Genomic DNA, 25,194 nt, shown 5'->3' with positions numbered 1-25,194 from the left:
GTCAGAATCGGAAGGGCCAATGGGTCCAGTAATGCTTGATGTCGCGCCATCGCCCCATCAGGCCATCGGGCTCAAAACGCAGGAACAACACAATCGCGAGTCCATAAATGACGCCTTTGATCTCATAGGCGGCAGTGGAGCCCGACCCGCCGAAGCTGGCGCCGATCATGCCGAACACGAAGCCCAGGCTTTCGTTGAGCAGGACGATGAAAGCCGTTCCGAGCAAGGCGCCGGCTACAGAACCCAGGCCGCCGACGATGAGCATGGAGAGCGCCTCGATCGATATCAGCAGGCTGAAGCTGTCGACATTCAGGTAGCGTGTGTAGTAGGCCAGCAAGCCCCCGGCGATGCCGGTGTAGAAGGCGCTGACCATGAACGCCAGCAACTTGTAGCGCACCAGGTTGACGCCCATGGCCTTGGCTGCGATGTCGTGCTCCCGAATCGCCTGGAACGCCCGGCCAATGCGGCTGCGCAGGATGTTCAGGGTGATGAAGGTGAACACCACCACAAAGCACAGCACCACGTAGTAGTAGCCACGTTCTGCCCCCAGCGCCTGACCGAACAGCGAGGGTTGCGGCACCGTCAAGCCTTCCGAGCCTCCGGTCAGGTCGCCACCGTTGAGGATCAGGTGGTTGATGATCACGGCAAATGCCATCGTCGTGATGGCCAGGTACAGCCCTTTGAGACGCAGCGAGGGTATGCCCACGATGATCCCGGCGATGGCCGCGCTCACGCCACCGGCAAAGATGGACGCCAGCATTGGCCAGCCAAGTTTGCTGGCCACGATGCCGGCCGTGTAGGCGCCGACCGCCAGAAACCCCGAGTGCCCGAGCGAGATCAGCCCGGTGGTCCCGGTCAGCAGGTTAAGGCCCAACACCCCCACCGCTGTGATCAGCAGCAGCAGAATGACGGAGACATAGTACTTGGCCAGCAGCAGTGGCGCGGCCGCCAGCAGCGCCACCAGCAGACACGACCAGACGATGACAGGAACCGAGTCGGTCAGTGCCAGCAGCTGACGATAGTTTTGTTTGAAGTTTCCGCTACGCATCAGACACGCTCGATTTCAGGTTTGCCGAACAGGCCATAGGGTCTGACCATAAGGACGACGAGGATCAAAACAAAACCGGCGATCTCCTTCATGCCGCGGCCGATATAGCCTTCCGACAGATTCTCGACCACCCCGATCAGGATGCCGCCGAGTGCGGCGCCGAACACCGAGTCCAGCCCGCCCAAGATGACCGCGGGAAAGCTGCGCAGACCTGTCGTCCACATGCCGGGATTCACGTCGTAGATCACGCCGATCAACACGCCCGCAATGGCGGCGAGCCCCGCCGACAGGGCCCAGGACAAGGCGAAAATGCGCTTGACATTGATGCCCATCAGCAGGGCTGCAGTTTGCACGTTGGCGGTGGCACGCATGGCGATACCGACCCGCGAATAGCGAAAGAAGGTCCACAGGCCGAGCAGTACGGCCGCCATCAGCCCAACGGAATACAGCTGCGCCGGGTACAGGCCGGCCGGGCCGATCTTGATGACCTCCGTTGGCAGGCCGGCATTGAGCGGCATGGGGTCTGCGCCCCAGATCAGCACCACCACCGAGCGCAGGATCACGGCCAGGCCAATGGTCACCATCACCGTGGAAAACACCGGCTGACCAAGCATCGGACGGATCAGCAAGACCTCGATCAGAAGGCCAATCAGCACCGAGGCCGCGACAGTTGCTGCCAGCATGAGCCAGAAGCCAAATTGGAAGGTGCCGGCCAGGGTGAAGGCGATGTAGGACACCAGCATCATCAGCTCGCCCTGGGCGAAGTTCACCACGCCGGTGGCGCGGTAAATCATCGCAAAGCCCATGCCGATGAAGCCGTAGAGCAGGCCCACGGCGATGCCGGAAATGACCAGTTGCAGAAAATAGTCCATCAGCCCGCTCCTGCGCCGTAGATGATCGCGATCTCTTTCGCGAAGGTTTTTTCGATGACGTTGCGGCGCACCTTCTGGGTGGCGGTGAGTTCGCCGTCGTCGTGGTCGAGTTCTTTTTCCAGGATCAGGAACTTGCGGATGTTCTCGACCCGGGCAAACAGCTTGTTCACACGCTTGACGTCCTCGTCGATCAGTTCGCGCACCTCGGGCAGCGCGGCCAGGCTCTTGTAGGTGGTGTAGGCCAGTTTGCGTTCTTGTGCCCACTTGCCGACCGTTTCGTAGTCGACCTGGATCAGCGCCGCCAAATAGTGGCGTCCGTCGCCCAGGATGATCGCCTCGCGCACATACAGGCTGTCCTTGAGCGCGTTTTCGATCTCCGAGGGCGCGATGTTCTTGCCGCCGCTGGTGATGATGATGGCCTTCTTGCGGTCAACGATCATCAGCTCGCCGTTGTCAGCCAGCGCCACGATGTCGCCCGTGTGCAGCCAGCCGTCCACCACGGTCTTGGCGGTGGCGCCTTCGTCGTGGATGTAGCCCTTGAACACGGCGGGGTGCTTGACGACGAGCTCGCCGTCCTCCGCGATCTTCCAGTTCAGGCCGTCGATGGGCAGGCCGGTGGCGCCCAGTTTGATCGCTTTTTCATGCTGGAAGAAGATCACCCCGCCGGACTCGGTCATGCCGTAGACCTGGTACACCGGAATGCCGAGGATGCGGAAGAACTTCAGTACCTCGGGCGAGACGCTGGCGCCGCCACAGAAGCCGCACTGCATGCGGTCCAGGCCGACGAATTTCTGCAGATTGCGAAACATCAGCAACCACAGAACGAAGAAGTGCAGGCGATCCGACAGACTGCGCTGGCCCCCTTGCGCCTCGACCTTTTCGAACAGACGGCGCCCGGCATCGAAGCAGCGCTGGAAAGCCCAGCGCTGAAAGCGCGAGGCGTCCTGCATGCGGATCAAAATGCCTTGCTGCAGCTTCTCCCAGATGCGCGGCACGCCCAAAAACACCGTGGGTGCGATCTCGCGCAGATTGACGGCTACCGTGTCGATCGATTCGGCGTAATTGACCACGCCACCGGTGAGCAGGTGCATGACCGTCGAGAAGGCACGCTCGGCCACGTGGCACAACGGCAGGTAGCAGACCACTTCGTAGTTGTGCCGGTCGAGCTTGAAATGGGTTTTGAGCTTGTCAACGGTGACGATCAGGTTGCGGTGCGACAGCATCGCGCCCTTGGGCGGCCCGGTGGTGCCCGAGGTGTAGACCAGCATGCAGGTGTCATCGGGCTGGGTGTCCTCGATGGCACGATCAAAGGCGCTCGCGTGCTGGGGCGATGCCGCGGCGTTTTGGTCTCCTAGCTCAAGCACGTCCTCGAACGACATCAGCTTGTCGTGTTTGTAGCCGCGCATCCCCTTCATGTCGACGCAGATGATCTTCACCAGGTCGGGCAGGCCGGTGTCGTGCTTGGCCATGGCGTCGAGCACCTTGTCGACCTGTTCCTGATCGCCGCAGACCACGAACTTGCTGTTCGAGTGGTGCACGATGTACTGCAGTTCCGGCCACGGGTTGGTGGGGTAGATGCCCACCACGACACCGCCGATGGCTTGCGTGGCCAGGTCGGTGAACATCCACTGCGGACTGTCCTCGCTGGCAATCGCCAGCCGGTCGCCCTTGTCGAAGCCCAGAGACTTGAGACCGAGGGCGAAGCGGCGCGCCGTTTCGAAATAGTGCTGCCAGGTCATCCGGTTCCAGATGCCGTAATCTTTCTCGCGAAACGCGAGCGCATCCGGAAAGCGCTGTGCCCAGTGCTGGAGCAGCTTGGGGAATGTGGTGTTGCCGTCGCGCAGTAACGCGTCCAGGTTGTCGATCACGCGGCCTCCTTGGTTTTGCTGCCCAGGTAGGCGTCGATCACGGCCGGGTTGGCCGATATCTCGGCCGGCGTGCCCTCGCCGATCTTGCGGCCGAAGTTGAGCACGCAGACGCGGTCGGAGATGTCCATCACGATGCCCATGTCATGCTCGACCATGAGGACCGAAATGCCGAGTTCGTCGCGGATGTCCAGCACGAAGCGGGCAATGTCTTCGGTCTCCTCGCTGTTCATGCCCGACACCATTTCGTCCAGCAGCAGCAACTTGGGCTCGGTGGCCAGTGCGCGTCCCAACTCGACCCGCTTTTGCAGGCCATAGGACAGGGTGCCCACCGGCATGTCGCGAATTTCCTCGATTTCGAGAAAATCGATGATCTCTTCCACCTTGCGACGGTGTTCGAGCTCCTCGCGCCGCGCCCGTCCGAAGAACCACGAGGCATCCAGCACGTTGGTGGCCATGTGGCAGTGGCGGCCGACCAGCAGGTTGTCCACCACGCTGGCATGTTTGAACACCGCCAGATTCTGGAAGGTCCGACCGATGCCGATGGCGGCCAGGCGGTGTGCCGGCATGCCGGTGATGTCGCTGCCATCGAAATGCACGGTGCCGCTGCTGGGCTTGACGACGCCGCTGATCATGTTGAAGGTGGTCGTCTTGCCGGCCCCGTTGGGGCCGATCAGGGAATAGATTTCACCGCGCCGAACGTGAAAACTGACACCGGCAACGGCTTCGACGCCGCCGAAGCGCTTGGACAGGGTTTCGACCCTTAACAATGTGTCGTTCATGTTTTTTTTCTCAGGACAGCCAGCGTTTGCGCCGCTTGTAATGCTTCACCTCGCGCATGTTCTTGCGCGATCCACCTTCGCCGAAGCCTAGGTAGAACTCGCGCACGTCGTCGTTGCGCAGCATCTTGTCGGCCTCACCGTCGAGCACCACGCGGCCGTTTTCCATGATGTAGCCATAGTCGGCAATGGCCAGCGCCATCTGTGCGTTCTGCTCCACCAGGAGAATGCCCATGCCTTCCTGGCGGCACAGGCGGGTGATGATGTCGAAAATCTCTTCGCTGATCTGTGGCGCCAGACCGAGCGTGGGCTCGTCGAGCATCAGCAGTTTCGGGGACGACATCAGCGCGCGGCCGATGGCCACCATCTGCTGTTCGCCGCCCGACAGGTAGCCCGACACCGTGCTGCGTTTTTGCACCAGACGCGGGAACAGCCCATACACCATCTCCATCTGGCGCCTGGCGTCGGTCAGACTGCGTGTGTAGCCGCCCATCACGAGGTTTTCCTCGACCGTCAACTGGTCGAACAGGCGGCGCCCCTCGGGCACCATGACCACGCCGGCGCGCACGATTTCGTCCGGCGCCAGGCCGGTCAGCTGGCGGTTTTCAAACGTGATCTGGCCACCCTTGATCTCACCGTCTTCCGGATACAGAACGCCCGAAATGCCTTTGAGCGTGGTTGATTTCCCGGCCCCGTTGGAACCGAGCAGGGCGACTATGCGACCTTTGCCGACGGCCAATGAGACCTCTCGCACCGCCTCGATGGTGTTGTCGTAAACGATCTGGACATTGGTGAGATTCAGCATGACAGGCCGCTACTTGCGCTGTGCTGCGGCGACTTAACCATTGAACGGGTTTGCCGGTCGAGCGTAGTGGAGGGGTGCGCCAGGATGGCAGCCGCAGTCGTGCAGACCTTCGGCTCGGATGGGCCGGGTGCATGGGCGCGACCATGGTCTCTGGTTGCCAGGGTGCCGTTCGAGGGGGCAGTTAATTTTCTCAAAGGTTGTCTCGTGTTGGCCGTGTTGGGCAGCGTGCCTGCCATGTGCCTTGCCGTTCGGTAGGCGCGATGCCTTGTTTGCATGGCGTTAATCTAACGGTAGTTAGTCTGGCTTCAACTCGGGAAATCCCTATGCAGGTGCCATCAAGTCCGGGTGCGAGTGCGGGCGGGAACTTCTGGCCAGGTTCGCTTCAGCATGAATGCCGGTGATTCACCGTCAGCGGATTCAAGACTGAAGTGCAACACCTGCCCCCGAGTACGGTCCGCAGATGCAAAGCAGCCCACCCAAGCGCAAACGACTACCTCGCAACAAAGGAAAAGGCCGAAGAGCTCAGATACTATTGCTCCGGCCCCATGAATTTTGAACTTTCGTGGATCGTTTGCCTGTGGCAGTCGGTCCACGACTCGCGACTTCAAAGGGCCGGAACAATAGATGGACATGGTGAGCATCCATGTGCGTCCGCCCGAGATTGAAGACCGGCAGTTGCCCGGGCACGGGGAGGGTGACCTGATCAAGGGTGCTGCGAACGCCAGCGCGGTGGGCACCCTGGTGGAGTGCACCAGTCGGGCTGCTCATGCTCATCAAGCTGCACGGGTTCAAGCCCGCCAGCGCGGTCAATGTCCTGCAGGCCTTTTCTGACAAGCTGCTGAGGCTCGCTGAGCCTATGTGCCAGAGCATGACGTACGACCAGTGCCGGGAGAAGGCGATGCGCAGGGAACTGAGCCGACGCACGGACATTGCGGTGTACTTCTGTTACCCCCACAGCCCTTGGCAGCGAGGCTCTAACGAGAACTCCAACGAGCTGGTGCGCCAGTACCAGCCCAAGGGCTCGCACCTCTCAGGGTACAGCCAGGAGCAGCTCGATGCGATTGCCGATCAGATCAACAACCCGCCCTGGAAGGGGTAGGGCGCACGATCCCCCTCTGGCAGTCTATCGGGACCTCCTGCTCAATAGCACGCAACACCCACCCTCGTTCATTGAAACCCAGGGTATTGCACTTTAGATTTGAATCACTCTCGGCTACATTCCCGCGTAGTTCGGCCCGCCGCCGCCTTCGGGCGTCACCCAGACGATGTTCTGCGTCGGATCCTTGATGTCGCAGGTTTTGCAGTGCACGCAGTTCTGCGCGTTGATCTGCAGCCGGTCCGAGCCGTCGTCGTTCTTTACGAATTCGTAAACGCCGGCCGGGCAGTAACGGCTCTCGGGGCCGGCGTATTTCGCCAGATTGATCTGCACCGGCACGCTGGCGTCCTTGAGCGTCAGGTGCGCGGGCTGGTTTTCTTCGTGGTTGGTGTTGCTGACGAACACGCTGGAGAGCCGGTCGAAGGTGAGCTTGCCGTCGGGCTTGGGGTAGCTGATCTGCGGCATCTCGGCGGCCGGGCGCAGGCTGGCGTGGTCGGCCTGGGTGCGGTGGATCGTCCAGGGCGGACGCTTGATGCCAAGCCTGGGCAGCAGCCACTGTTCAATGCCGGTCATCAGGGCTCCGACGAGGCTGCCCTTCTTGAACCACTGTTTGAAGTTGCGCGACTGGTCGAGTTCGGTGTGCAGCCAGCTGTTTTCGAACGCAGCGGGGTAGGCGCTGAGTTCGTCGCCGCTGCGTCCGGCGGCCAGGGCTTCAAACGCGGCTTCGGCGGCCAGCATGCCGCTCTTGATGGCGGCGTGGCTGCCTTTGATGCGTGCGGCGTTCAGGTAGCCGGCATCACAGCCGATCAGCGCGCCGCCCGGGAACACGGTCTTGGGCAGGCTGAGCAGGCCACCGGCGGTGATGGCGCGCGCGCCGTAGCCGATGCGCTTGCCGCCTTCGATGTGGGCGCGAATGGCGGGGTGGGCCTTCCAGCGCTGCATTTCCTCAAAGGGGCTGAGCCATGGGTTCTTGTAGTCGAGCCCGGTGACGAAGCCAAGCGTGACCTTGTTTCCTTCCAAGTGGTAGAGAAAACCGCCGCCGTAGGTCTGGGTGTCCATTGGCCAGCCGGCCGTGTGTACCACACGGCCGGGTTGGGCGCGGGTCGGGTCGATCTCCCAAAGTTCCTTGATGCCGATGGCATGGCTTTGCGGATCGCGGCCTTCGTCAAGCTTGTATTTAGCGATGAGTTGCTTGCCCAGGTGGCCGCGCGCGCCTTCGGCAAAGATGGTGTATTTGGCATGCAACTCCATGCCGAGCTGGAAGCCGTCGTGCGGCAGGCCGTCCTTGCCAATGCCAAGGTTGCCGGTAGCTACTCCTTTGACCGAATCGTTGTCGTCGTACAGAACCTCGGTGGCTGTGAAGCCCGGGAAGATTTCCACGCCCAAGCCTTCAGCCTGCTCGCCCAGCCATTGGGTCAGGGCGCCCAGGCTGATGACGTAGTTGCCCTCGTTGTGGAAGCAGTCGGGCACCAGGAAGTTGGGTGTGCGCCTGGCACCGGTTTCGCTCAGGAAAAGCACGTCGTCGCCGGTAACGGGTTGGTTCAGCGGTGCGCCCAGATCCTTCCAGTTGGGGAATAGTTCGTTCAGTGCGATTGGGTCCATGACCGCGCCGGAAAGAATGTGAGCGCCGGGCGCGGAGCCTTTTTCCAGCAGCACCACCGAGACGTCCTCGCCCTTTTCAGCCGCGAGCTGCTTGAGGTGGATGGCCGTGGCCAAACCTCCGGGGCCGGCGCCCACCACCACCACGTCATACTCCATCGCTTCGCGGGGACCGTATTGTTCGAGCAGGGAGGTGGGCTTCATGCGGAGAGGGTCAAAAAGGTGGCGACCCTGGGGCCGAAGTTGACGAAAAAAAGGGGGGGGGGTCAGGGTCGGTTGTCGACCGGCAGCGGCGGTGCGGTGCGCGGTGCGCCGTCACGTTTGTAGACCATCACCGTGCGTTTGAAGGTGCAGACAATGACGCCGCTCTGGTTATAGCCTTCGGTGCGCACCGTGACGACGCCGACATTGGTTCGCGACCGCGACTCGCGCCTGTCCAGCACCGTGGAACGTGAATAGAGCGTGTCGCCTTCAAACACCGGATTCGGAAGTCGAACTTCGTCCCACCCCAGGTTGGCCATGACGTTTTGCGAGACATCGCTCACCGTCTGCCCCGTCACGAGGGCCAGCGTGAGGCAGGAATTGATGAGCGGACGGCCGAACTCCGTCTGCGCGGCGTAGTGGGCATCGAAGTGCAGCGGAGCCGTGTTTTGCGTCAGCAACGTGAACCAGATGTTGTCGTTCTGGGTCAGTGTGCGACCGAGGCCATGCCGATACTCGTCGCCGACCTCGAAGTCTTCATAGAATCGGCCGCGCCAGCCTTCTTTGATGGTCATTTGCTGCTCCTGCGGCGGGTTGTCCAATTTGGGAGTCCCCAGACGCAGCCGGTCAGCGTGCCACTGCGCAATGTAGGCGACATGTGGACTATTGCTGTCAGTTTCTCGGCCCGGCTTGTTGAAGTTGCCGGCAATGCATCGCGACTATGCTTTGTCATGCGTGAGAATTCCATCGAACACGATCCCCGTTATTTGACGCGAGAAGTCACGAAAAGAGCCGCGTTGGGGGTTGTACCATTCGACGGTCCAGTTCAATGCCCCAATCACGAAAAGCCGAATCATGGCCGTGCTGGTGTCGTCGCGCAATTCGCCACTGGCGAGCGCTGATTCGAGAAGCTGATCCCAATAGTCTGCGTAAGCCCGCCGCACGACCCGGTGGCGATTTTTTGCGCTGGTCGGGATTTGGCCGTAGATGCGGATGTTGGCTGACGTGAAGTCGCCATAATGCAGCATTCCCCAGAGATGGCCTTCGATGCCAGCGGCGATTCGATCTCGCCAGGGTGCACTTTCGGGAAGAGCCGCAACACGGGTGCGTACGGCATCTGCGACGATGGTGATGCCTTTGTCCAATACCTCGCCCAGGATCTGCTCTTTCGATTCGAAGTGATAGTAGATACTGCCGGCTTTGACGCCGGCAGCATCCGCAATCTCGCGCAAAGTAGTTGCTGCATAACCATGATGCCTGAATAGCCTTGCAGCTTCGAGCAGCACGCGTTCGCGTGTGGCGGGACCATCCACCTCATTTTTGCTGGGTTTTGCGTCTGTATTTGACATCATTTGACCGTTTGGTAGATCCAAATTTCGAATCGTATCAAACCTAGCTTTGGTCGAAGGGGCGGCCTTGAGCAACGTCTCGTCGCGCGGGGTTGCTCACTTGCGACCATTCGCCCACTGCCTGAAATCAGGCCGGCGTTTTTCCAGGAAAGCGCTCACGCCTTCTTTGGACTCTGCCGTGTCGTAGTACAGGCTCAGCGCTTGAAGTCCCAGGCTGCCGATCCCGCGAATGTGCTCGGTGGATGCATTGAACGAACGTTTCGCGATCGCCAGAGCCGTCGGACTTTTTTCGACAATTTCCTTGCACCAGCGGGCGACTTCGGCGTCGAGCTGGTCGTGGGGCACGACGGTGTTGCACAGACCCATGGCCAAGGCCTCCTGTGCACTGTAGCGGCGGCACATGTACCAGATCTCGCGGGCTTTCTTTTCGCCAACCACATGGCTCAGGTAAGCTGTGCCCCAGCCAGGGTCGACCGAGCCTACTTTCGGGCCGACTTGGCCAAACACGGCCTTTTCCGAGGCAATGGTCATGTCGCACAAGGTGGCCAGGACATTGCCGCCGCCAATGGCGTAACCCTGCACGCGGGCGATCACGGGCTTGGGCACGTCACGAATGGCGCTGTGAAACTCTTCCACCGGGATACCGATGGTGCCCCGGCCGTCGTACTGGCCGGCATGAGCCGACTGATCGCCGCCGGTGCAGAAAGCACGGTCACCCGTCCCGGTGAGCACAATGGCGGCGATTCGCTTGTCCCAGCCTGCTTTCATGAATGCCTGCAGCAGTTCCTCGACGGTCTGGCCGCGAAACGCATTCATCACTTCGGGGCGGTTGATCGCGATGTAGGCCACCGAGTCGAGTTCTTCGTAGAGGATGTCCTTGAATTCCATGGGTTTTCCTTTTTGTCTGTTATTTCAATGCCGCATGTCTTTCGACCGTGCCCGGGCGTTTACCCAATCATGCTGTAACCACCAGACACTGAAAGAACCTGCCCGGTGACATGGCCCGCAGCCTTCGCTGAAGACAGGAAGACGACGGCATTGGCAATATCCTGCGGCCGTCCCACCTTGCGCAACGGCAGCGCCTTGGCGACTTTTTCCAGTTGCTCCGGCGTGAACATACTGTCGGCATCAATCCACATGCTGCTTCCGCCCACTTCGTCGGTGGTACTGGGGATAGTGACGCCGGGGCATACCACGTTGCAGCGGATGCCGTAACGCCCGTTTTCCTTGGCGATCGTTTTCATGAAGCTGTTGATGGCAGCCTTGACGCCGCCATACACCGCTTCACGTGGCTCACCTTGCCGACTGGCATCAGAGCTGATGGAGACGATTGAGCCGGCGTTGCGAGGAACCATGACTTCAAGCGCGGTCTTGGTGCAGTTGAGAACGCCGAGGTAGTTGATGTTGATGATCTTTTGCCACAGATCGGGGGTCGTCTGCGTGAAGAACATCAACTGGTCCCAGCCGACGTTGTTGACGAGGACATCGACGCCGCCGAACTTGTCCGAGGCTGCCTTGAACATGGCTTGCACCTGGTCAAGTTGGGTGACATCGGTCTTGACAACCTGCGCCGACGCCGCGCCGCTCGCCAGCGCGAGTTCTGCCGTCTTTTGCGCCTGACTTTCGTCGATGTCGCCGATGGTGATGTTGGCGCCTTCCGCGGCGAAGCCGAGCACGATGCCGCGGCCAATGTTCGAGCCGCCACCCGTGACGATGACCGATTTTCCTTTTAGTTCGAGATCCATACTGATTGCTCCTTGCGCTTTAGGCGCCACATTGGTGAGGATGAAATTATGACTATCTAACGATAGTTAGATAGCGGGCGAGATTTCCTGTGTTGGATGGTGCGCCTGGCAGCTACCACTGCAATCCACTGTGGCATAGGCTGCCACCTGTCGATTCAAGAGAGGGATGAAAATCCGAGAAACAAGATGGGATGGTTCACTATCAGTGCGCAACGCGTCTGACCGTGATCCATCCCAAGGGAAGGCAATTACTGTTTGTTCTTGGCGAACTCGCCAGATTCTTTCTTCACGATGTCCTGGACCACATCGTCATACGCCGAGAACCAGTCAGTCTGGGGCACCCACTTGGCGCCGTCCCACATGTCGATGCGGGTTTTGCCGCCGCCGCCATGGTCTTTGGCGGTCACCGTCACGGGGGCGATCAGGCCTTCGGCATCAAAGTTTTTCAAGCTTTCCAGTCCGCGCTTCATTTTGTCAGGGTTGAGGGGCCAGCCACTTTGTTTGATGGCTAGGCGAGCGCCTTCGAAAACGCTGGCATAGATGGCCAGACCGGTGTTGTAGTAAACATCGTTGAGATGCTTGCGGTCACCGCTGCCCTTGTTTTTCTCATACAGGTCCTTGATGATCTGCTGAATCAGCGGGTGGCTCTGTCCACCCGTCACGTTGGTGCCGCGCTTGAGGCCTTTTGCGTTTTCCAGACCAATGTTGGCAAGGTCAACTTCGTTGAGCCAATTGACGGAAATGTACTTGTCCATCGGGATGCCGTTGCGCTTCATTTCGCGCGAGGCGACGACGTGCATGCCGGCCAGGTTCCAGCTGATCACCCAGTCGGGGTTGTTGCGGCGGATCTGGGACCAAGCGGCGGCCTGGTCATTGCCCGGCATCGGGTTGGGAACCAACTGCAGGTCAAAGCCCTCTTTGGCCGCAAGTGTCGTCAACACGCCGATCGGTTCCTGCCCGAACGGATAGTCGGGGTAGATGAACGAAATCTTCACGCCCTTGAGGTTGTTGTTGGACTTGGTTTTGATGTAGTGGATATTGTTGGCCATTTGACCCCAGTAGGTGGGCCCAATGGGGAAAATCCACTTGAACACATCACCATCGACCGCATCGCCACGACCTACAAAGGATTGCACCATCACATTGCCATCCGCCATGGCGCGCGGCAGAACGGCGCGGGAAACCGGCGTGGACAGGAAATCAAAGGCAACGGCGCCTTCGCGTTTCATCTTTTCGTAGCACTCAATGCCACGCTGCGGCTCGTTGCCATGGTCTTGAACCAGTATCTCGATTGGGTGGCCTTCAATGCCGCCTTTCTGATTCAATATCTTGGCATAGTCATTCGCCGCCTGGGCAATTTGTGGCGTCACAAAGCCGTAGGATTTACTCAGGTCATAACAAAGCGCGAATTTGACGGGCTGGGCTGGTGCCTGCGCCTGCGCGGACTGCAGACCGGCCAGCGCCAATCCCAGGCCAGCAAGAATGGAAAGCTGTTTGATTTTCATGATGATGTTTCCTGTTTAGTTAGTACGGGGTGAAATGCAGTCTGTAGAAGGCACGCCGTACAGTCGTGCCCGAGGCCTGACCGAGGCGTATCGCTACTGCTTCGACTTGGCGAACTCCGCCGATTCCTTCTTGGCGCTTTCCTGGACTACATCGTCGTATGCGGAGAACCAGCCAGTCTCTGGCACCCACTTCGCGCCATCCCACATGTCGATGCGCGTCTTGCCGCCGCCGCCATGGTCCTTGGCCGTCACAGTTACAGGGGCGATGAGGCCGTTAGCGTCGAAGTTGCGCAGGCTCTCCAGCCCGCGCTTCATCTTGTCGGATGTCAGAGGCCAGCCATACTGCTTGATTGCCAGACGCGCGCCTTCGAAAACAGGAGCGTAGGTGGCCAGCCCAGTGTTGTAGAAGATGTCATTGGTATGCTTGCGGTCGCCGTTGCCCTTTCCCTTGTCATACAGATCCTTCAGGATCTGCTGGATCAGCGGGTGCTCCTGACCGCCCACCACATTAGTGCCGCGCTTGATGCCCTTGGCTGCGTCGGCGCCAATGTTCGCGATGTCCACTTCGTTGAACCAATTGACGGCGATGTACTTGTCCATCGGCATGGCGTTGCGTTTCATTTCGCGCGAGGCAACGACGTGCATGTTGCCCAGATTCCAGCTGATGACCCAATCGGGGTTGAAGCGGCGGATCTGGGACCACGCCCCTGACTGATTGTTACCAGGCAGCGGGTTCGGGAACAATTGGAGGTCGAAGCCTTCCTTGGCCGCGAGTGTCTTCAACACGCCGATGGGTTCCAACCCAAACGCGGTGTCCAGGTAAAAGAATGCGATCTTCACCCCCTTGAGGTTGTTGTTCGACTTGGACTTGATGTACTGGATGTTATTGGCTGCTTGGCTCCAATAGGTGGGCCCGATGGGGAATATCCACTTGAACACATCGCCGTCGACTGCATCGCTGCGGCCAGTAAAGGATGAAATCATCACATTGTTGTCCTGCATTGCGCGCGGCAGCAGCGCGCGCCCGACCGGCGTGGAAAAGAAGTCGAAGGTGATCGCACCCTCGCGCTTCATCTTTTCATAGCACTCGATGCCCCGCTGCGGTTCGTTGCCATGGTCTTGAACCAGAATCTCGACCTGATGGCCTTCGATGCCGCCTTTCTGGTTGAGTATCTGCGCATAGTCGCGCGCGGCCTGGGCAACTTGCGGTACGGCGAAGGCGTAAACCTTGCTCAGGTCGTAACATAGCGCAAATTTAATCGGTTCGGTCTGGGCTTGGGCCAGCGCGGGCTGGACGTTGGACATCGCCATCCCCACGCCAGCAAGAATTGAAAGCAGTTTGATTTTCATGGTGATGTCTCCTGTTTAGCTAGCACGGGGTGAAATGCAGTCTGTAGTAGGAATGCCGGTCGTGCCCAAGACTTAATGCGAGAGCTCGACGCGATGTGGAGGTGTCCATGCTACGAGAAACTAGTTTCAGGTGAGCCAGCGTTTGCGCCGACTATAGTGTTTGATGTCATGGAAGCTTCGCCCTTCGGTGCCTCCTAGATAGAACTCCTGGATGTCCGGGTTTTTCTTCATGGCTTCTGCGCTGTCATGCATCACCACGCGTCCGTTCTCGATCAGATAGCCATGCGAGACGACCTCTAAAGCTGCAATTGCGTTTTGTTCCACCAGCAGAACGGACAGGCCTTCTTCCTTGTTGATGCGCCGAACAATGTCGAAAATCTCGGCCACCAGAAAAGGCGCGAGACCAAGACTCGGCTCGTCAAGCATCAGCAGCTTGGGTTGCGTCATCAAGGCACGGCCAATGGCCAGCATCTGCTGCTCGCCGCCTGACAGGTAGCCGGACTGCGCGGTGCGCCGCTGATGCAAGCGCGGGAAATAGCTGTAAACCATATCCTTGTTACGCAGCATGTCTTGGCGGGTGCCACGAACCGCCGAGGCCGCCACCAGGTTTTCGTCAGGCGTCATGTGTTCGAACACACGCCGCCCTTCCAGCACATGCACGATACCGAGCTTGACGCGCTCCTGCGGCGCCAGTGCATCGATGTTCTGACCCAGGAATTGCACCTCACCGCGGGTTACCAGGCCGCGCTCAGGGCGCAGCAGGCCGCTGATCGACTTCAGCGTCGTGCTTTTGCCAGCGCCGTTGGCGCCCAGCAGTGCCACCATGGCGCCTTGCGGCACATCGATCGAAACGCCCTTGATGGCGAGCGATACATGATCGTAGATGACCTCGACATTGTTCAGTGACAATATCAATGCAGGTTCCGCAGTCTGGTTTTGCATCAGCGTTGGGTTGGAAGTCAAGTTGTCAGTCGCCATGATGTCGTTTTTACTTTCGGGCGTAGCCGAAGGGCCAGACCAGCAGGTAGTTGCGCAGATTGGTGTACATCTTGCCCAGCCCCATAGGCTCAACCAGCAGGAAAATAATGATCAGCGCGCCATAAACCGCATGTGGAATGTGGGCCAGCGTTTCGATCCCGAGCGAGATGCCCAGGAGCTGCGCCAGCCAGCCGATCAGACTGTTCATCAGGCCGGGCATCAACAGAATGAAGGCGGCCCCAAAATAGCTGCCGATGATGCTGCCCAGTCCGCCGACGATCACCATGGCCAGCAACTCGATGGAGACATTGACGGCAAATTGCTCCGGTGTGGCTGCTCGGTAGAAGGTGAAGATCAGGATGGCGCCGCTGATGCCGCCAATGAAGGACGAGGTGGCGAACGCCACCAGCTTGTAATACAGGCTGTGCACGCCAATGACCGCCGCAGCGAAGTCCTTTTCACGCACCGCAATGAGCGCGCGGCCAAGCCCGGTGCGGCGCAAGTTGAGCATGAACACGGTGACGATCAGGCACCAGCCCAGCGCCACGTAATAGAGTCCGGTATCCGAGGTGATGGCCTGGCCGAGCAGGCTGATGTCAGGTGCCTGCAGTGTGGCCTGGGTGCCGCCGCTGATGGCCGGCACGTGGGAGATCACCCAGTCCATCACGAACTGCAGGGCCAGCGTGCTGAGCGCCAGATACAGGCCTTTCACGCGCAGCGCCGCGAAAGCGAAAACGATGCCGATCACAGCGGCCATCACGCCGCCGAGCACCATCGCGATCTCCCAGGGAATGCCGTTGCGTACGCCGTGCACCGCCGTGTAGGCGCCGATGCCCATGATGGCGGCATAGCCGAAGTGGAACTGTCCGGTCCAGCCCAGGATCAGGTTCAAGCCGAGCACGGCCGCAGTCCACACCAGCCACGGTAACAACTGGGTGCTGAGGACGAGCGTGCTCATGGTGAATGGCGCAGTTAACGCAAAGGCCAGCAACAAGCCGATCATCCAGCGATCCGCGGGGAGCGGAAAAAGCGAGCGCGCGTTGGCGTAATTGGTATGGAAAATTCCTGATTGACGAAATAGCATGACCTTCAGATCCTTTCAATGTCGTGGCGCCCGAACAGGCCATGCGGCCGAATCAGGATGGTCAGAATCAGTATTGTGGCAACCACCAGGTCGCGGCTACCACCGCCAACCAAGGGGTCGAGATAGCCAGATGCAACGCCTTCAAGAAGGCCCAGCAGCAAGCCGGCCAGAATGGCGCCGCCGATGCTGTCAAGACCGCCCAAAACGGCGACGGTCAAGCCCTTGAGCAAAAGCAGCGCCAGCGCCTGGCTGACCCCTTGAACCGAGCCCCACAACACGCCGGCCGTGGTGGCCAGAACCGAGGACATGGCCCAGGAAAACGCCACCCCGCGTTCAACCGAAATACCGATCGACCACGATGCGATGTAATCGTCGGAGATGGCGCGCAGAACAATGCCCCTGCGCGTGCGAAAGAAGAACATCAAGACCAAAAACAGCGCGATGGCCACCACGGCGCCCACCACATAAGCCCGACTGAGCAGCACCGGCCCCAGAAACAGCGGGTCGTCGCTGATGCCAATGGACAGCGGAAGGCCAGAGCCGCCCCAGATGGCCATTGTTGTCGCGCGTATAAAGATGTCCAGCCCCAGTGTCATCATCAGGATCATGATGATGGGGCGGCCCGCCAGCCGGCGCAACGCCACCCGCTCGATGCCCATTCCGACAAAGAACATCGTTCCCATGGCCAGCGGGATGGCGACCCACATCGACACGCCCAATCCATTGGCGATGGCCAGCACGACATAGGCACCCAGCATGGTCATCGCACCTTGCGCCAGGTTAGGCACCGAGGATGACTTGTAGATGATCACGATGCCCATGGCGACCAGTGAATACATGAGCCCCGACAGCGCGCCATTGATGGCCAATTCGGCAAACAGTGAAAAATCCATAATTTAAATCTCCTGCACCGAGAGTTGGCGCTCGATGGTGCCGACTTCACCGGATTCATACGTGATCTGCGCCTTCATCGTGACCGTCTGCTGGCCGCCGTAGATCGCATCAATGATGGGCGCATAACGCTCCTCGACCACGTTGCGGCGCAGCTTGCGGGTTCGCGTGACCTCTCCGTCGTCGGGGTCGAACTCCTTGTGTAAGGACACGAAGTGATGCAGTTTCAACCCGTCTGGCAGGATGCTGTTGACGCGCTTGACCGCTGCCGTGACGAGTTCGATCACCTCGGGTTTTTGCGACAGGTCGGCATAGGACATGTAGGAAATGCCCCGTACCTCAGCCCAATGGCCCACCGGCTCCATGTCGATGCAGATGATGGCCGCCAGCGTGTCGCGGCCGCTCCCGAGCACGGCCACATCCTTGATGTACGGACTGAATTTGAGGCGGTTCTCAATGTAGTTCGGAATGTAGCGTTCGCCTTTGGAGGTATACACCACCTCCGACAACCGTCCGAGCACCACCATGTGTCCATCAGGCTCGATATAACCTGCATCGCCCGTGTACAGCCAGCCGTCCTCAAGTGCTTCACGGGTGGCATTTTCAAGTTTGTAGTAACCGGAAAACACGCTCCCGGAGCGAATCAAGACCTCTCCGTTGTCGCCGATCTTGACTTCCACACCGGGCAGCGGTTTGCCGACCGTGTGCAGGCGTACTTCTTCGGTGTCCTGCAAGGCAGTGAAGGCGCTGCTTTCAGTTTGACCATAAAACTGTCGCAATTTCACGCCCAGTGCGCGGTAAAAAACAAAAGTGTCTTCGCCAATGGCCTCGCCGCCGGTGAAAGCACCTCGCAGGCGGGTGAGGCCCAACTGGTCCTTGATCGGTCCGAAGATCAACCACTCTCCCAGTTGCCGCATCAGACGCTCTGTCAGGCTGGGCTGTTTTCCCTCGAGCTTGCGTCGTTCGGACGCCAGCGCCGAGTTCATGAAAACATCGTAGAGCCATTTCTTGAGCGGCGTCGAATCCTCCATGCGAACCTGGATGGTGGTCAGCATGTTGTCCCAGCTGCGGGGTGCGGCCAGATAGAAAGTGGGAGCCACCTCGCGCAGGTCGTGCAGCACCGTTTCCTGGCGTTCGGGGATATTGATGGTGAAGTGCAGCGCAACACCGGCGCCGACCGTGATGGCAAAGTCGCCCACCCAGGCCATGGGCAGATAGGCGAGGATGGTCTCGCCAAATGTGAAGGCGCCCCCGCGATGGGCGTTACGCACCCCCGCGAGGAAATTGCGGTGGCTCAGTACCACGCCCTTCGGCTTGCCCGTGGTCCCCGACGAGTGCACGAACACCGCCGGTCCGTCGGGCAGCGCCCGTTCGATCAAGGCATTTCGCAGTTTCGGCTCGGCACGCAAGCGATCTGCACCGATGGCCTGCAACTTTTCCCACGAAATCAGTCCGGGATTCGAATAGTTGGTCAAGCCGCGTGGCTCGTCGTAAATGATGTTCTTGATCGTTGCACCCTGATCGCCCAGATCAAGCACCTTGTCGACTTGCTCCTGGTCTTCGGCCAGGACAAAGCGGACATGCGTCTCATGCATGAAGTGACGGATTTCGTCGGGTGTTGCAGTAGAGTAGACGGGCATCGCGTAGCCGCCCAGCACGCCGGCCGCGAGCATGCCCATGTAGAGCCGGGGTCGGTTGTCGCCCAGGACCAGCAAGGCATCCTCTGCGCTAAAACCCAGGCTTTCCATGCCGGCCGCGTAGGCGAGCGTGGTGTCCAGCATCTGCGACCAGGTGGTCTCCTGCCATATTCCCAGGTGCTTTTCGCGCATGGCCACGCGATTGCCCAGTAACTCGGCGTTGCGAGCCAGAATGTGGATGAGGGTGGTGTCGGTGCCCATATCCCATGTGGTGTTGCTGCCCTTGGCAGCATCGGTTTCAGTGCTTTGCATGCGCACCCCCCAGGTAGGCCTTGATCACACGTTCATCCTTCATCACGTCGGCAGGAATACCGGTTCCGATGGTTTCACCATAGCTGAGCACCATCATGCGGTCGCAGATACCGGTGATCACATCCATGTGGTGCTCGATCAGCAGCACAGTGACATTGCGCTCGGCACGCGCATCGAGGATAAAACGGGCCATGTATTCCTTTTCCTCCTGGTTCATGCCAGCCATCGGTTCGTCAAGAACCAGAAAGCTGGGTTCGGCCACCAACGCGCGTGCCAGTTCGACGCGCTTTTTCAGCCCGATCGGAATGCTGTCCACCAGCTCGTCGCGCACGCTCTGCAGCTGCAGGAAATCGATAATCTCTTCGACCTTGAGCCGGCTCGCCATCTCATCCTTGCGACCCAGCCACCAGTAGAGGGCGGTTTTTGCCACGCCGGGCTTCATGTGGATGTGACGCCCCAGCAGGATGTTGTCAAGCACGCTCATGCCGTTGAAGAGCGCCAGGTTCTGGAACGTGCGCGCGACGCCCAGAGCTGCGACCTTGTGCGGCGCCATGCCGGTGATGTCGCGGCCATTGAGCCATATGCTGCCTACCTGGGGTGGAAAGAAGCCGGTGATGGCGTTGGTCATGGTCGTCTTGCCGCTGCCGTTGGGGCCGACCAAGCCGAAGATCTCCCCACGCTCAATGCGCAAATTGGCATCCTTCAACGCGACGAGGCCGCCGAATCGCCGCTCCAGCCCTCGGCATTCGAGGGCGGGCACTGCCGCCGCGTTGCTGGCTTTCATCGGAGTTGGCCGCTGCTCTTTGGTACTGATGGTGTTTATCACTGAGGGTGCCTATGACATAGCACGGTCGACCACCTGCCTGTGCGCAGCTTGCCGATCCGATTTTCTGTTCTGCATAAAGGCTTTCATTTTCTCACCTAACATTAGTTAGGTATATGGGGTTTCCCCTTGTCTCTGGCAGGCAGAGTTCATGTCGCAACGTGTTCTACGATGCTTCCCCGTGCGATCAGGGCATCAATGGTGGCGGCGCCGTAGCCGTGCTCCGTCAGCAGCTCACGTGTGTGTTGGCCGAAGCGCGGCGGCGCGCTGTGGGCGCGCCCCGGTGTGCGTGACAGCTTGACCGGGATGCCGATGCCAGGCACACCCTCGACCTGCACCACCATGTCCCGATGCAGGGTGTGGGGGTCCGTCAATACCTGCGGAATGGCCCTGACGGCGCCGGCCGGAATACCGGCGGCCAGTAGGTCACGGCACAGCTGTTCGCCATCCACCTCTTGCAACTGCGCCTCTAGCAAGGCGCGCAGTTCGTCGCGATGGCGAAAACGCTCGGCGTTGGTGGCAAAGCGCGGCTCGCTGGCCATGTCGGGATGGCCGAGGAACTCGCACAGTTTTTTCCACTGCCCGTTGTTGCCGATGCCCAGGAAGACCTCGCAGGTCCGGGTCGGAAACTTGTCGTAGGGCACGATGTTGGAGTGCGCATTGCCGCTGAGCCTGGGTGTCTGGCCCGACTGCAACCAGTTTGCACTTTGCGGATGCAGCAGCGACACGGCGGTGTCGTACAGCGTGGCCTCGACGAACTGCCCGCGCCCGGAGCGCTGCCGCTCGATCACCGCCAGTAGCACGCCTATCACGGCCGACAGGCCGGTGGTGATGTCGACCACCGGGACACCGACCCGCAGCGGGCCGGTGTCCGGCGTGCCGTTGACGCTCATCAGGCCGCCCAGTGCCTGTGCCACCGCGTCGTAGCCAGGCGCGCCGCCGAGCGGCCCATCGGCGCCGAAGCCGCTGACCCGGCAGTGGATCAGGCGCGGGAAGCGCTCGCGCAGCGTCTGTTCATAGCCGATGCCCCAGCGCTCCAGCGTGCCGATCTTGAAGTTCTCGATCAGCACGTCAGCGTCTGCCAGCATCTTGAGCACAATCTCGCGCCCTTCGGGCTTGGACAGGTCGATCACGATGTCGCGCTTGTTGCGGTTCAGGCCGTTGTAGTAGGCCGCCGTGCCGTCGTCGGCAAAGGGTGGGCCCCAGGCGCGGGTCTCGTCGCCAGCGGGCGGCTCGACCTTGATGACCTGCGCGCCGTGGTCGGCCAAAATCTGTCCGCAGTACGGGCCACCGAGCACGCGTGAGAGGTCAATCACCTTCAGGCCGGCCAGGGCACCAAAGGCGGGCAGGGGAGCGTTGTTACCCATGGTGGCCTGTCAATAGGAGCGCGGCAGGCCCATCACATGCTCCGCGATGTAGTTCAACACCAGCTCGCGGTTCAACGGGGCCGTGCGCAGCAACCGCACCAGACCGTACAGGTCGTAAATGCCGTATTCCTTGGTGAAACCGTTGCCGCCATGGGTCTGGATCGCCGCGTCAACGGCGTGGATGCCGGCTTCGGCACCCGCGTACTTGGCGATGTTGGAAAACTCCCCGGCAGGCAGGCCCTGGTCGAAGGCCCAGGCGGCCTTTAGCGCCATCAGTGAGGCCATCTCGATCTCGCAGCGGGCAATCGCCAGCGGGTGCTGCACGCCCTGGTAGGCGCCGATGGGGGTGTTGTTGAACACCTTGCGGTCGTTGGCATAGGCCACGGCCTTCTTCAAGGCAAAGCGTCCGACGCCGGTACACAAGCCCGACAGGATGATGCGCTCGGGGTTGAGCGTGTCGAACAGGATGTTGAAGCCTTTGCCGACTTCGCCCAGCACATCGGCCTCGGTGAGCTCCACGTTGTCAAAGAACAGCTGCCACTGCGTTTCTGGCACCGGGAAGGCAATCGGAATCAGTGTCTTGCTGATGCCTTTTTTCTTCATGTCGACCATGAAGATGGTGAAGCCGTCGGTCTTTTTCTTCACGTCAGCGCGCGCTGTGGTGCGGGTCACGACCATGGCGTAGTCGGCGCAGTTGGCGTCGGTGATGTAGACCTTCTGGCCGTTGAGCTTGAAGCCGCCCTGGCCATCGGACTTGGCGATGCTGGTGATCTCGATCGAGTTGGAGCCGGCGTTCGGTTCGGTGATGGCGAAGCAGAACTTGATGTCGCCGGAGCAGCCGCCCGGCAGAAAGCGGCGCTTCATGTCCTCGCTGGCGTGCTTGGCCAGCAGACCCATGGTCATGGTCGGGCCGACCACCAGGTTCAGCAGCGGAATGCCGTTGTTGGCCAGTCCCTCCATGAACAGCAGCATCTCGGTCATGCCCTGGCCGGCACCGCCATAGGCCTCGGGCACCATGATGCCGAGAAAACCGTCGTTGGTGATCTGCTGGTACAGCTCGGTGGGGCGCTCGTTCTTGTCGGCGTAGCCGCGCCAGTAATTGTGGTCGAACTGCTTCGAGATACGGTCGCCGTACTCGTAGATCATCCGTTGTTCTTGGGTCAGTGCGAAATCCATGGGGTGTTCTCCTGTGTGGTGGGGCGTTTTGGCTCCTTCCCCCAGCGGGAGAAGGAGCGAACTCAATCAGACCTGGGCCGAGGGGAACTTGGGCGCGCGCTTCTCGCGCACCGAGGCCACGCCCTCCTTGGCGTCTTCGCCCAGGAAGCACAGCATTTCCATCGCCAGCGAGCTCTCGAAGATCGGGCGCGCCACGTTCATCCAGCCGTTGAGCGAGCGCTTGGTGAAGCGGATCGCCTGCTGGCTGCCATTGGCCAGTTTGTTGGCCACGGCCATGGCCTTGTCCATCAGCTCGGCGCGCGGCACGCACAGGCTGACCAGACCGATGCGCTCGGCTTCCTTGCCGTTCACGAACTCGGCCGTCATCAGGTAGTACTTGGCCTTGGCCATGCCGCACAGCAGCGGCCACAGAATGGCTGCGTGGTCGCCGGCGGCGACGCCGATCTTGACATGGCCGTCGGTAATCTTGGCCTCCTCGGCCATGATGCTGATGTCGGCCAGGAAGGCGACTGCCAGACCGGCACCGACGGCCACGCCGTTGATGGCCGAGATGATGGGCTTGTCGCAGGCCATCATGTTGTAGACCACGTCCGAAGCCTCGGTCATGGTGTTGGCGATTTCCTTCGGGTTGCCGACCATGCCGGCCACCCATTCCAGGTCGCCGCCGGCCGAGAAGGCCTGGTCGCCCGCGCCGGTGATGACCGCCACCTTGGTCTTGGCATCGTCAGTGACCACGCCCCAGATCTTGGTCAGCTCCCAGTGCAGCCGGCCATTGGTGGCATTCATGACCTCGGGGCGGTTGATGGTGATGACCAGCACGCCGTTGGGCTTGTGGTCGAACTTGAGGAATTGAAAGTCAGCGTAGTTCATGTTGAGGCTCCTTGAAAAAAATTGAAAACGAAAATGAAAGGCAAAGGACGGTCAGCGCAGCTCGGCGCGTCCGTTGTTCAGCACGACGATGTCGCGTTCGACGGCGCGGGCGCGAAAGGAAACGACCTTGCCATCCACCCAGAGCTCGGTGCGTATCGTTTCGCCGGGGTAAACGGGTGACGAAAAACGCACATCCAGCGACTGCAGGGCGCTCGGGTCGCCGCCGCAGACGCGCTGGGTGAGTGCCCAGCCGGCGATGCCGTAGGTGGCCAGGCCGTGCAGGATGGGCTGCTTGAAACCAGCGGCGCTTGCCACCGCGGGTTCGGCGTGCAGCGGGTTGTAGTCGCCCGAGAGGCGGTAGATCAGCGCGGCACGCGGCTGGGTGGCGAAATCGTCGCTGTGATCAGGCGCGCGCGTGGGCAGCTCATGCACGGTTTTGACCGGCCCGGCCGGGCCGCCAAAGCCACCGTCGGCGCGGCAGAAGGTGGTCGAGGTCAGCGTGGCCAGCAGTTCGCCGCTGGTGGCGTCCGTCACCGTGCGCTCGGTGTAGATCAGAGCCCCCTTGTCCGGCCCCTTGTCGATGATCTGGCTCACCCGCGTGCGCCCGATCACTTCACCCTCGGGCGGCACCGGCCGGTGCAGGCGCAAGCCCTGTTCGCCATGCACCAGCCGCACCCAGTCAACGCCGGTGGCCGGGTCCTTGAGCCACATGCCGGGATAGCCCAGCACCACCGGCAGCGTGGGCAGCGCCAGCAGGTTCTTTTCATAGACAAAGCGCAGCTCGGTCTCGTTGGTCGGGTCGGTGCCCAGGCCCACGCCCAGTGCGTAGAGCATGGTGTCGCGCTGGGTGTAGCGATGGCGAACGTCCTCGAACGGCCATGCCATCAGTTTCTCGTAGTTGATCGCCATGGCAGATGACGTCAGACGGGATCCCAGGAGAACACGATGTTCGAGCTCTCCAGCGGATAGAAGTTCTGCTTCATGGCGGGCAACACGCGCTCGGCGATGGTCTTGGGTGTCCAGCCCTCGGCGGTGTGCATGCCGCGGATCGGGCGCGACTGGCTCATGAGGAAAATCTCGTTGCCGCGCACGGCGAAGATCTGGGCCGTGACGTCGGCTGCGGCATCGCTGGCCAGGAAGGTGGCCATGGGCGCAATCTGCTCGGTACCGAGTTTTTTTAGTTTTTCCACGCGTGCCTGCTGCTCGGGTGTGTCGGTGGGGATGGCGCCGATCATGCGGCTCCAGGCGAACGGCGAGATGCAGTTGGAACGCACGTTGTAGCGTTGCATGTCGCCGGCGATGTGGCGCGACATGGCCACGATGCCCAGCTTGGCAGCGGCGTAGTTGGCCTGGCCCAGGTTGCCGATCAGGCCGGACGTGGAAGTCATGTGCACATAGGCACCCGACTTCTGCGTCTTGAAGTGCGGGGCGGCGGCGCGCGAAGTGAAGAAGCTGCCGTTGAGGTGCACGTCGATGACGGCGCTCCACTCCTCGGGCGACATGTTGAAGAACAGGCGGTCGCGCAGGATGCCGGCGTTGTTGACGACGATGTCGATGCGCCCGAAGGTGTCGGCCGCGCATTCGATGATGCGGTTGGCCGTGGGCCAGGTCGAGACGCTGTCGGTGCTGAGAACGGCCTGGCCGCCAGCGGCCTTGATCTCGTTGACCACCTGCTGGCCGTGGCTGGCGTCATTGCCTTCGCCGCCGACCGAGGCGCCGATGTCGTTGACCACCACCTTGGCGCCTTGCGCCGCCATCATCAGTGCGATGTCGCGGCCGATGCCCCGGCCCGCGCCGGTGACCACGGCGACTTTGTCTTGCAGCATGTTGCCCTTGCTCATG

22 protein-coding genes and 1 pseudogene are annotated in these 25,194 nt (G+C 60.7%); 1 reads left to right on the top strand and 22 read right to left on the bottom strand.

Going from position 1 to position 25,194, the window contains the following annotated elements; all coding sequences use genetic code 11:
* Window position 1: 1 nt before the first annotated feature.
* From AC07ZS_RS00540 to AC07ZS_RS00520, 5 genes are read right to left on the bottom strand one after another with little or no spacing between them, the layout of a single operon-like run.
* Complete coding sequence (locus AC07ZS_RS00540; protein ID WP_056278277.1) at window positions 2–1,048, bottom strand: branched-chain amino acid ABC transporter permease; 1,047 nt, start codon at window positions 1,046–1,048, stop codon at window positions 2–4.
* Window positions 1,048–1,920 carry a branched-chain amino acid ABC transporter permease gene (locus tag AC07ZS_RS00535; RefSeq protein ID WP_056278272.1) on the bottom strand — a complete coding sequence of 291 codons (873 nt, stop codon included), beginning with the start codon at window positions 1,918–1,920 and terminating at the stop codon, window positions 1,048–1,050. The genes AC07ZS_RS00540 and AC07ZS_RS00535 overlap by 1 nt, the downstream gene beginning before the upstream one ends.
* Window positions 1,920–3,788 (bottom strand): AMP-dependent synthetase/ligase, encoded by a 1,869-nt coding sequence (locus tag AC07ZS_RS00530; RefSeq protein ID WP_056278268.1) that lies wholly within the window; start codon window positions 3,786–3,788, stop codon window positions 1,920–1,922. The genes AC07ZS_RS00535 and AC07ZS_RS00530 overlap by 1 nt, the downstream gene beginning before the upstream one ends.
* Window positions 3,785–4,567 carry an ABC transporter ATP-binding protein gene (locus tag AC07ZS_RS00525; protein WP_056278265.1) on the bottom strand — a complete coding sequence of 261 codons (783 nt, stop codon included), beginning with the start codon at window positions 4,565–4,567 and terminating at the stop codon, window positions 3,785–3,787. Before AC07ZS_RS00525 ends, AC07ZS_RS00530 begins: the two co-directional genes overlap by 4 nt.
* 10 nt (window positions 4,568–4,577) lie before the next feature.
* Window positions 4,578–5,369 (bottom strand): ABC transporter ATP-binding protein, encoded by a 792-nt coding sequence (locus AC07ZS_RS00520; RefSeq protein WP_056278262.1) that lies wholly within the window; start codon window positions 5,367–5,369, stop codon window positions 4,578–4,580.
* A 627-nt stretch (window positions 5,370–5,996) separates the two neighbouring features.
* Here AC07ZS_RS00520 and AC07ZS_RS00515 point away from each other — a divergent pair.
* Window positions 5,997–6,462: pseudogene (locus AC07ZS_RS00515) on the top strand (IS30 family transposase); the annotation flags it as partial.
* A gap of 120 nt (window positions 6,463–6,582) precedes the next feature.
* Here AC07ZS_RS00515 and AC07ZS_RS00510 read toward each other — a convergent pair.
* From AC07ZS_RS00510 to AC07ZS_RS00430, 17 genes are all read right to left on the bottom strand, one after another.
* Window positions 6,583–8,268, bottom strand: coding sequence for an electron transfer flavoprotein-ubiquinone oxidoreductase (locus tag AC07ZS_RS00510; RefSeq protein WP_069047294.1), 1,686 nt, complete (start codon window positions 8,266–8,268; stop codon window positions 6,583–6,585).
* A 62-nt stretch (window positions 8,269–8,330) separates the two neighbouring features.
* Window positions 8,331–8,840, bottom strand: coding sequence for a MaoC family dehydratase (locus tag AC07ZS_RS00505; protein WP_056278252.1), 510 nt, complete (start codon window positions 8,838–8,840; stop codon window positions 8,331–8,333).
* A gap of 144 nt (window positions 8,841–8,984) precedes the next feature.
* Window positions 8,985–9,689 carry a TetR/AcrR family transcriptional regulator gene (locus tag AC07ZS_RS00500; RefSeq protein WP_492437704.1) on the bottom strand — a complete coding sequence of 235 codons (705 nt, stop codon included), beginning with the start codon at window positions 9,687–9,689 and terminating at the stop codon, window positions 8,985–8,987.
* Window positions 9,690–9,710: 21 nt separating this feature from the next.
* Complete coding sequence (gene badI / locus AC07ZS_RS00495; protein WP_056278247.1) at window positions 9,711–10,502, bottom strand: 2-ketocyclohexanecarboxyl-CoA hydrolase; 792 nt, start codon at window positions 10,500–10,502, stop codon at window positions 9,711–9,713.
* A gap of 59 nt (window positions 10,503–10,561) precedes the next feature.
* Entirely contained in the window at window positions 10,562–11,359 is a 798-nt protein-coding gene (locus AC07ZS_RS00490; RefSeq protein WP_008905455.1) for an SDR family NAD(P)-dependent oxidoreductase, read from the bottom strand.
* Window positions 11,360–11,607: 248 nt separating this feature from the next.
* Window positions 11,608–12,864, bottom strand: coding sequence for an ABC transporter substrate-binding protein (locus tag AC07ZS_RS00485; protein WP_056278244.1), 1,257 nt, complete (start codon window positions 12,862–12,864; stop codon window positions 11,608–11,610).
* A gap of 93 nt (window positions 12,865–12,957) precedes the next feature.
* Window positions 12,958–14,214 (bottom strand): ABC transporter substrate-binding protein, encoded by a 1,257-nt coding sequence (locus AC07ZS_RS00480; protein ID WP_297393893.1) that lies wholly within the window; start codon window positions 14,212–14,214, stop codon window positions 12,958–12,960.
* A 126-nt stretch (window positions 14,215–14,340) separates the two neighbouring features.
* The gene (locus tag AC07ZS_RS00475; RefSeq protein WP_082586007.1) at window positions 14,341–15,192 is read right to left on the bottom strand and encodes an ABC transporter ATP-binding protein; all 852 of its coding nucleotides are present in this window, start codon (window positions 15,190–15,192) and stop codon (window positions 14,341–14,343) included.
* Window positions 15,193–15,202: 10 nt separating this feature from the next.
* Window positions 15,203–16,276 (bottom strand): branched-chain amino acid ABC transporter permease, encoded by a 1,074-nt coding sequence (locus tag AC07ZS_RS00470; protein WP_034694558.1) that lies wholly within the window; start codon window positions 16,274–16,276, stop codon window positions 15,203–15,205.
* A 5-nt stretch (window positions 16,277–16,281) separates the two neighbouring features.
* Window positions 16,282–17,169, bottom strand: a complete 888-nt coding sequence (locus tag AC07ZS_RS00465; protein WP_056278238.1) for a branched-chain amino acid ABC transporter permease — start codon at window positions 17,167–17,169, stop codon at window positions 16,282–16,284.
* A 3-nt stretch (window positions 17,170–17,172) separates the two neighbouring features.
* Complete coding sequence (locus AC07ZS_RS00460; protein ID WP_086124709.1) at window positions 17,173–19,116, bottom strand: AMP-dependent synthetase/ligase; 1,944 nt, start codon at window positions 19,114–19,116, stop codon at window positions 17,173–17,175.
* Window positions 19,103–19,900: an ABC transporter ATP-binding protein gene (locus tag AC07ZS_RS00455; RefSeq protein ID WP_008905462.1), complete on the bottom strand. Its 798-nt coding sequence runs from the start codon at window positions 19,898–19,900 to the stop codon at window positions 19,103–19,105. The genes AC07ZS_RS00460 and AC07ZS_RS00455 overlap by 14 nt, the downstream gene beginning before the upstream one ends.
* Window positions 19,901–20,088: 188 nt before the next feature.
* On the bottom strand, window positions 20,089–21,306 hold the full coding sequence (locus AC07ZS_RS00450) for a CaiB/BaiF CoA transferase family protein (protein WP_297393880.1): 1,218 nt from the start codon (window positions 21,304–21,306) through the stop codon (window positions 20,089–20,091).
* Between the two features lie 9 nt (window positions 21,307–21,315).
* Window positions 21,316–22,482, bottom strand: coding sequence for an acyl-CoA dehydrogenase family protein (locus tag AC07ZS_RS00445; RefSeq protein WP_056278231.1), 1,167 nt, complete (start codon window positions 22,480–22,482; stop codon window positions 21,316–21,318).
* 66 nt (window positions 22,483–22,548) lie between these two features.
* A complete protein-coding gene (locus AC07ZS_RS00440) occupies window positions 22,549–23,352 on the bottom strand; it encodes an enoyl-CoA hydratase/isomerase family protein (protein ID WP_056278228.1) in 804 nt (267 codons plus the stop codon).
* A 51-nt stretch (window positions 23,353–23,403) separates the two neighbouring features.
* A complete protein-coding gene (locus AC07ZS_RS00435) occupies window positions 23,404–24,261 on the bottom strand; it encodes a MaoC/PaaZ C-terminal domain-containing protein (protein WP_008905466.1) in 858 nt (285 codons plus the stop codon).
* Window positions 24,262–24,272: 11 nt separating this feature from the next.
* Window positions 24,273–25,193, bottom strand: a complete 921-nt coding sequence (locus AC07ZS_RS00430; protein ID WP_297393868.1) for an SDR family oxidoreductase — start codon at window positions 25,191–25,193, stop codon at window positions 24,273–24,275.
* Between the last annotated feature and the right edge of the window lies 1 nt (window position 25,194).

Source organism: Hydrogenophaga sp. GW456-12-10-14-TSB4 (assembly GCF_059424305.1).
Note: the sequence above shows the minus strand (reverse complement) of the source record. Positions and strands in the feature narration are given on the sequence as shown.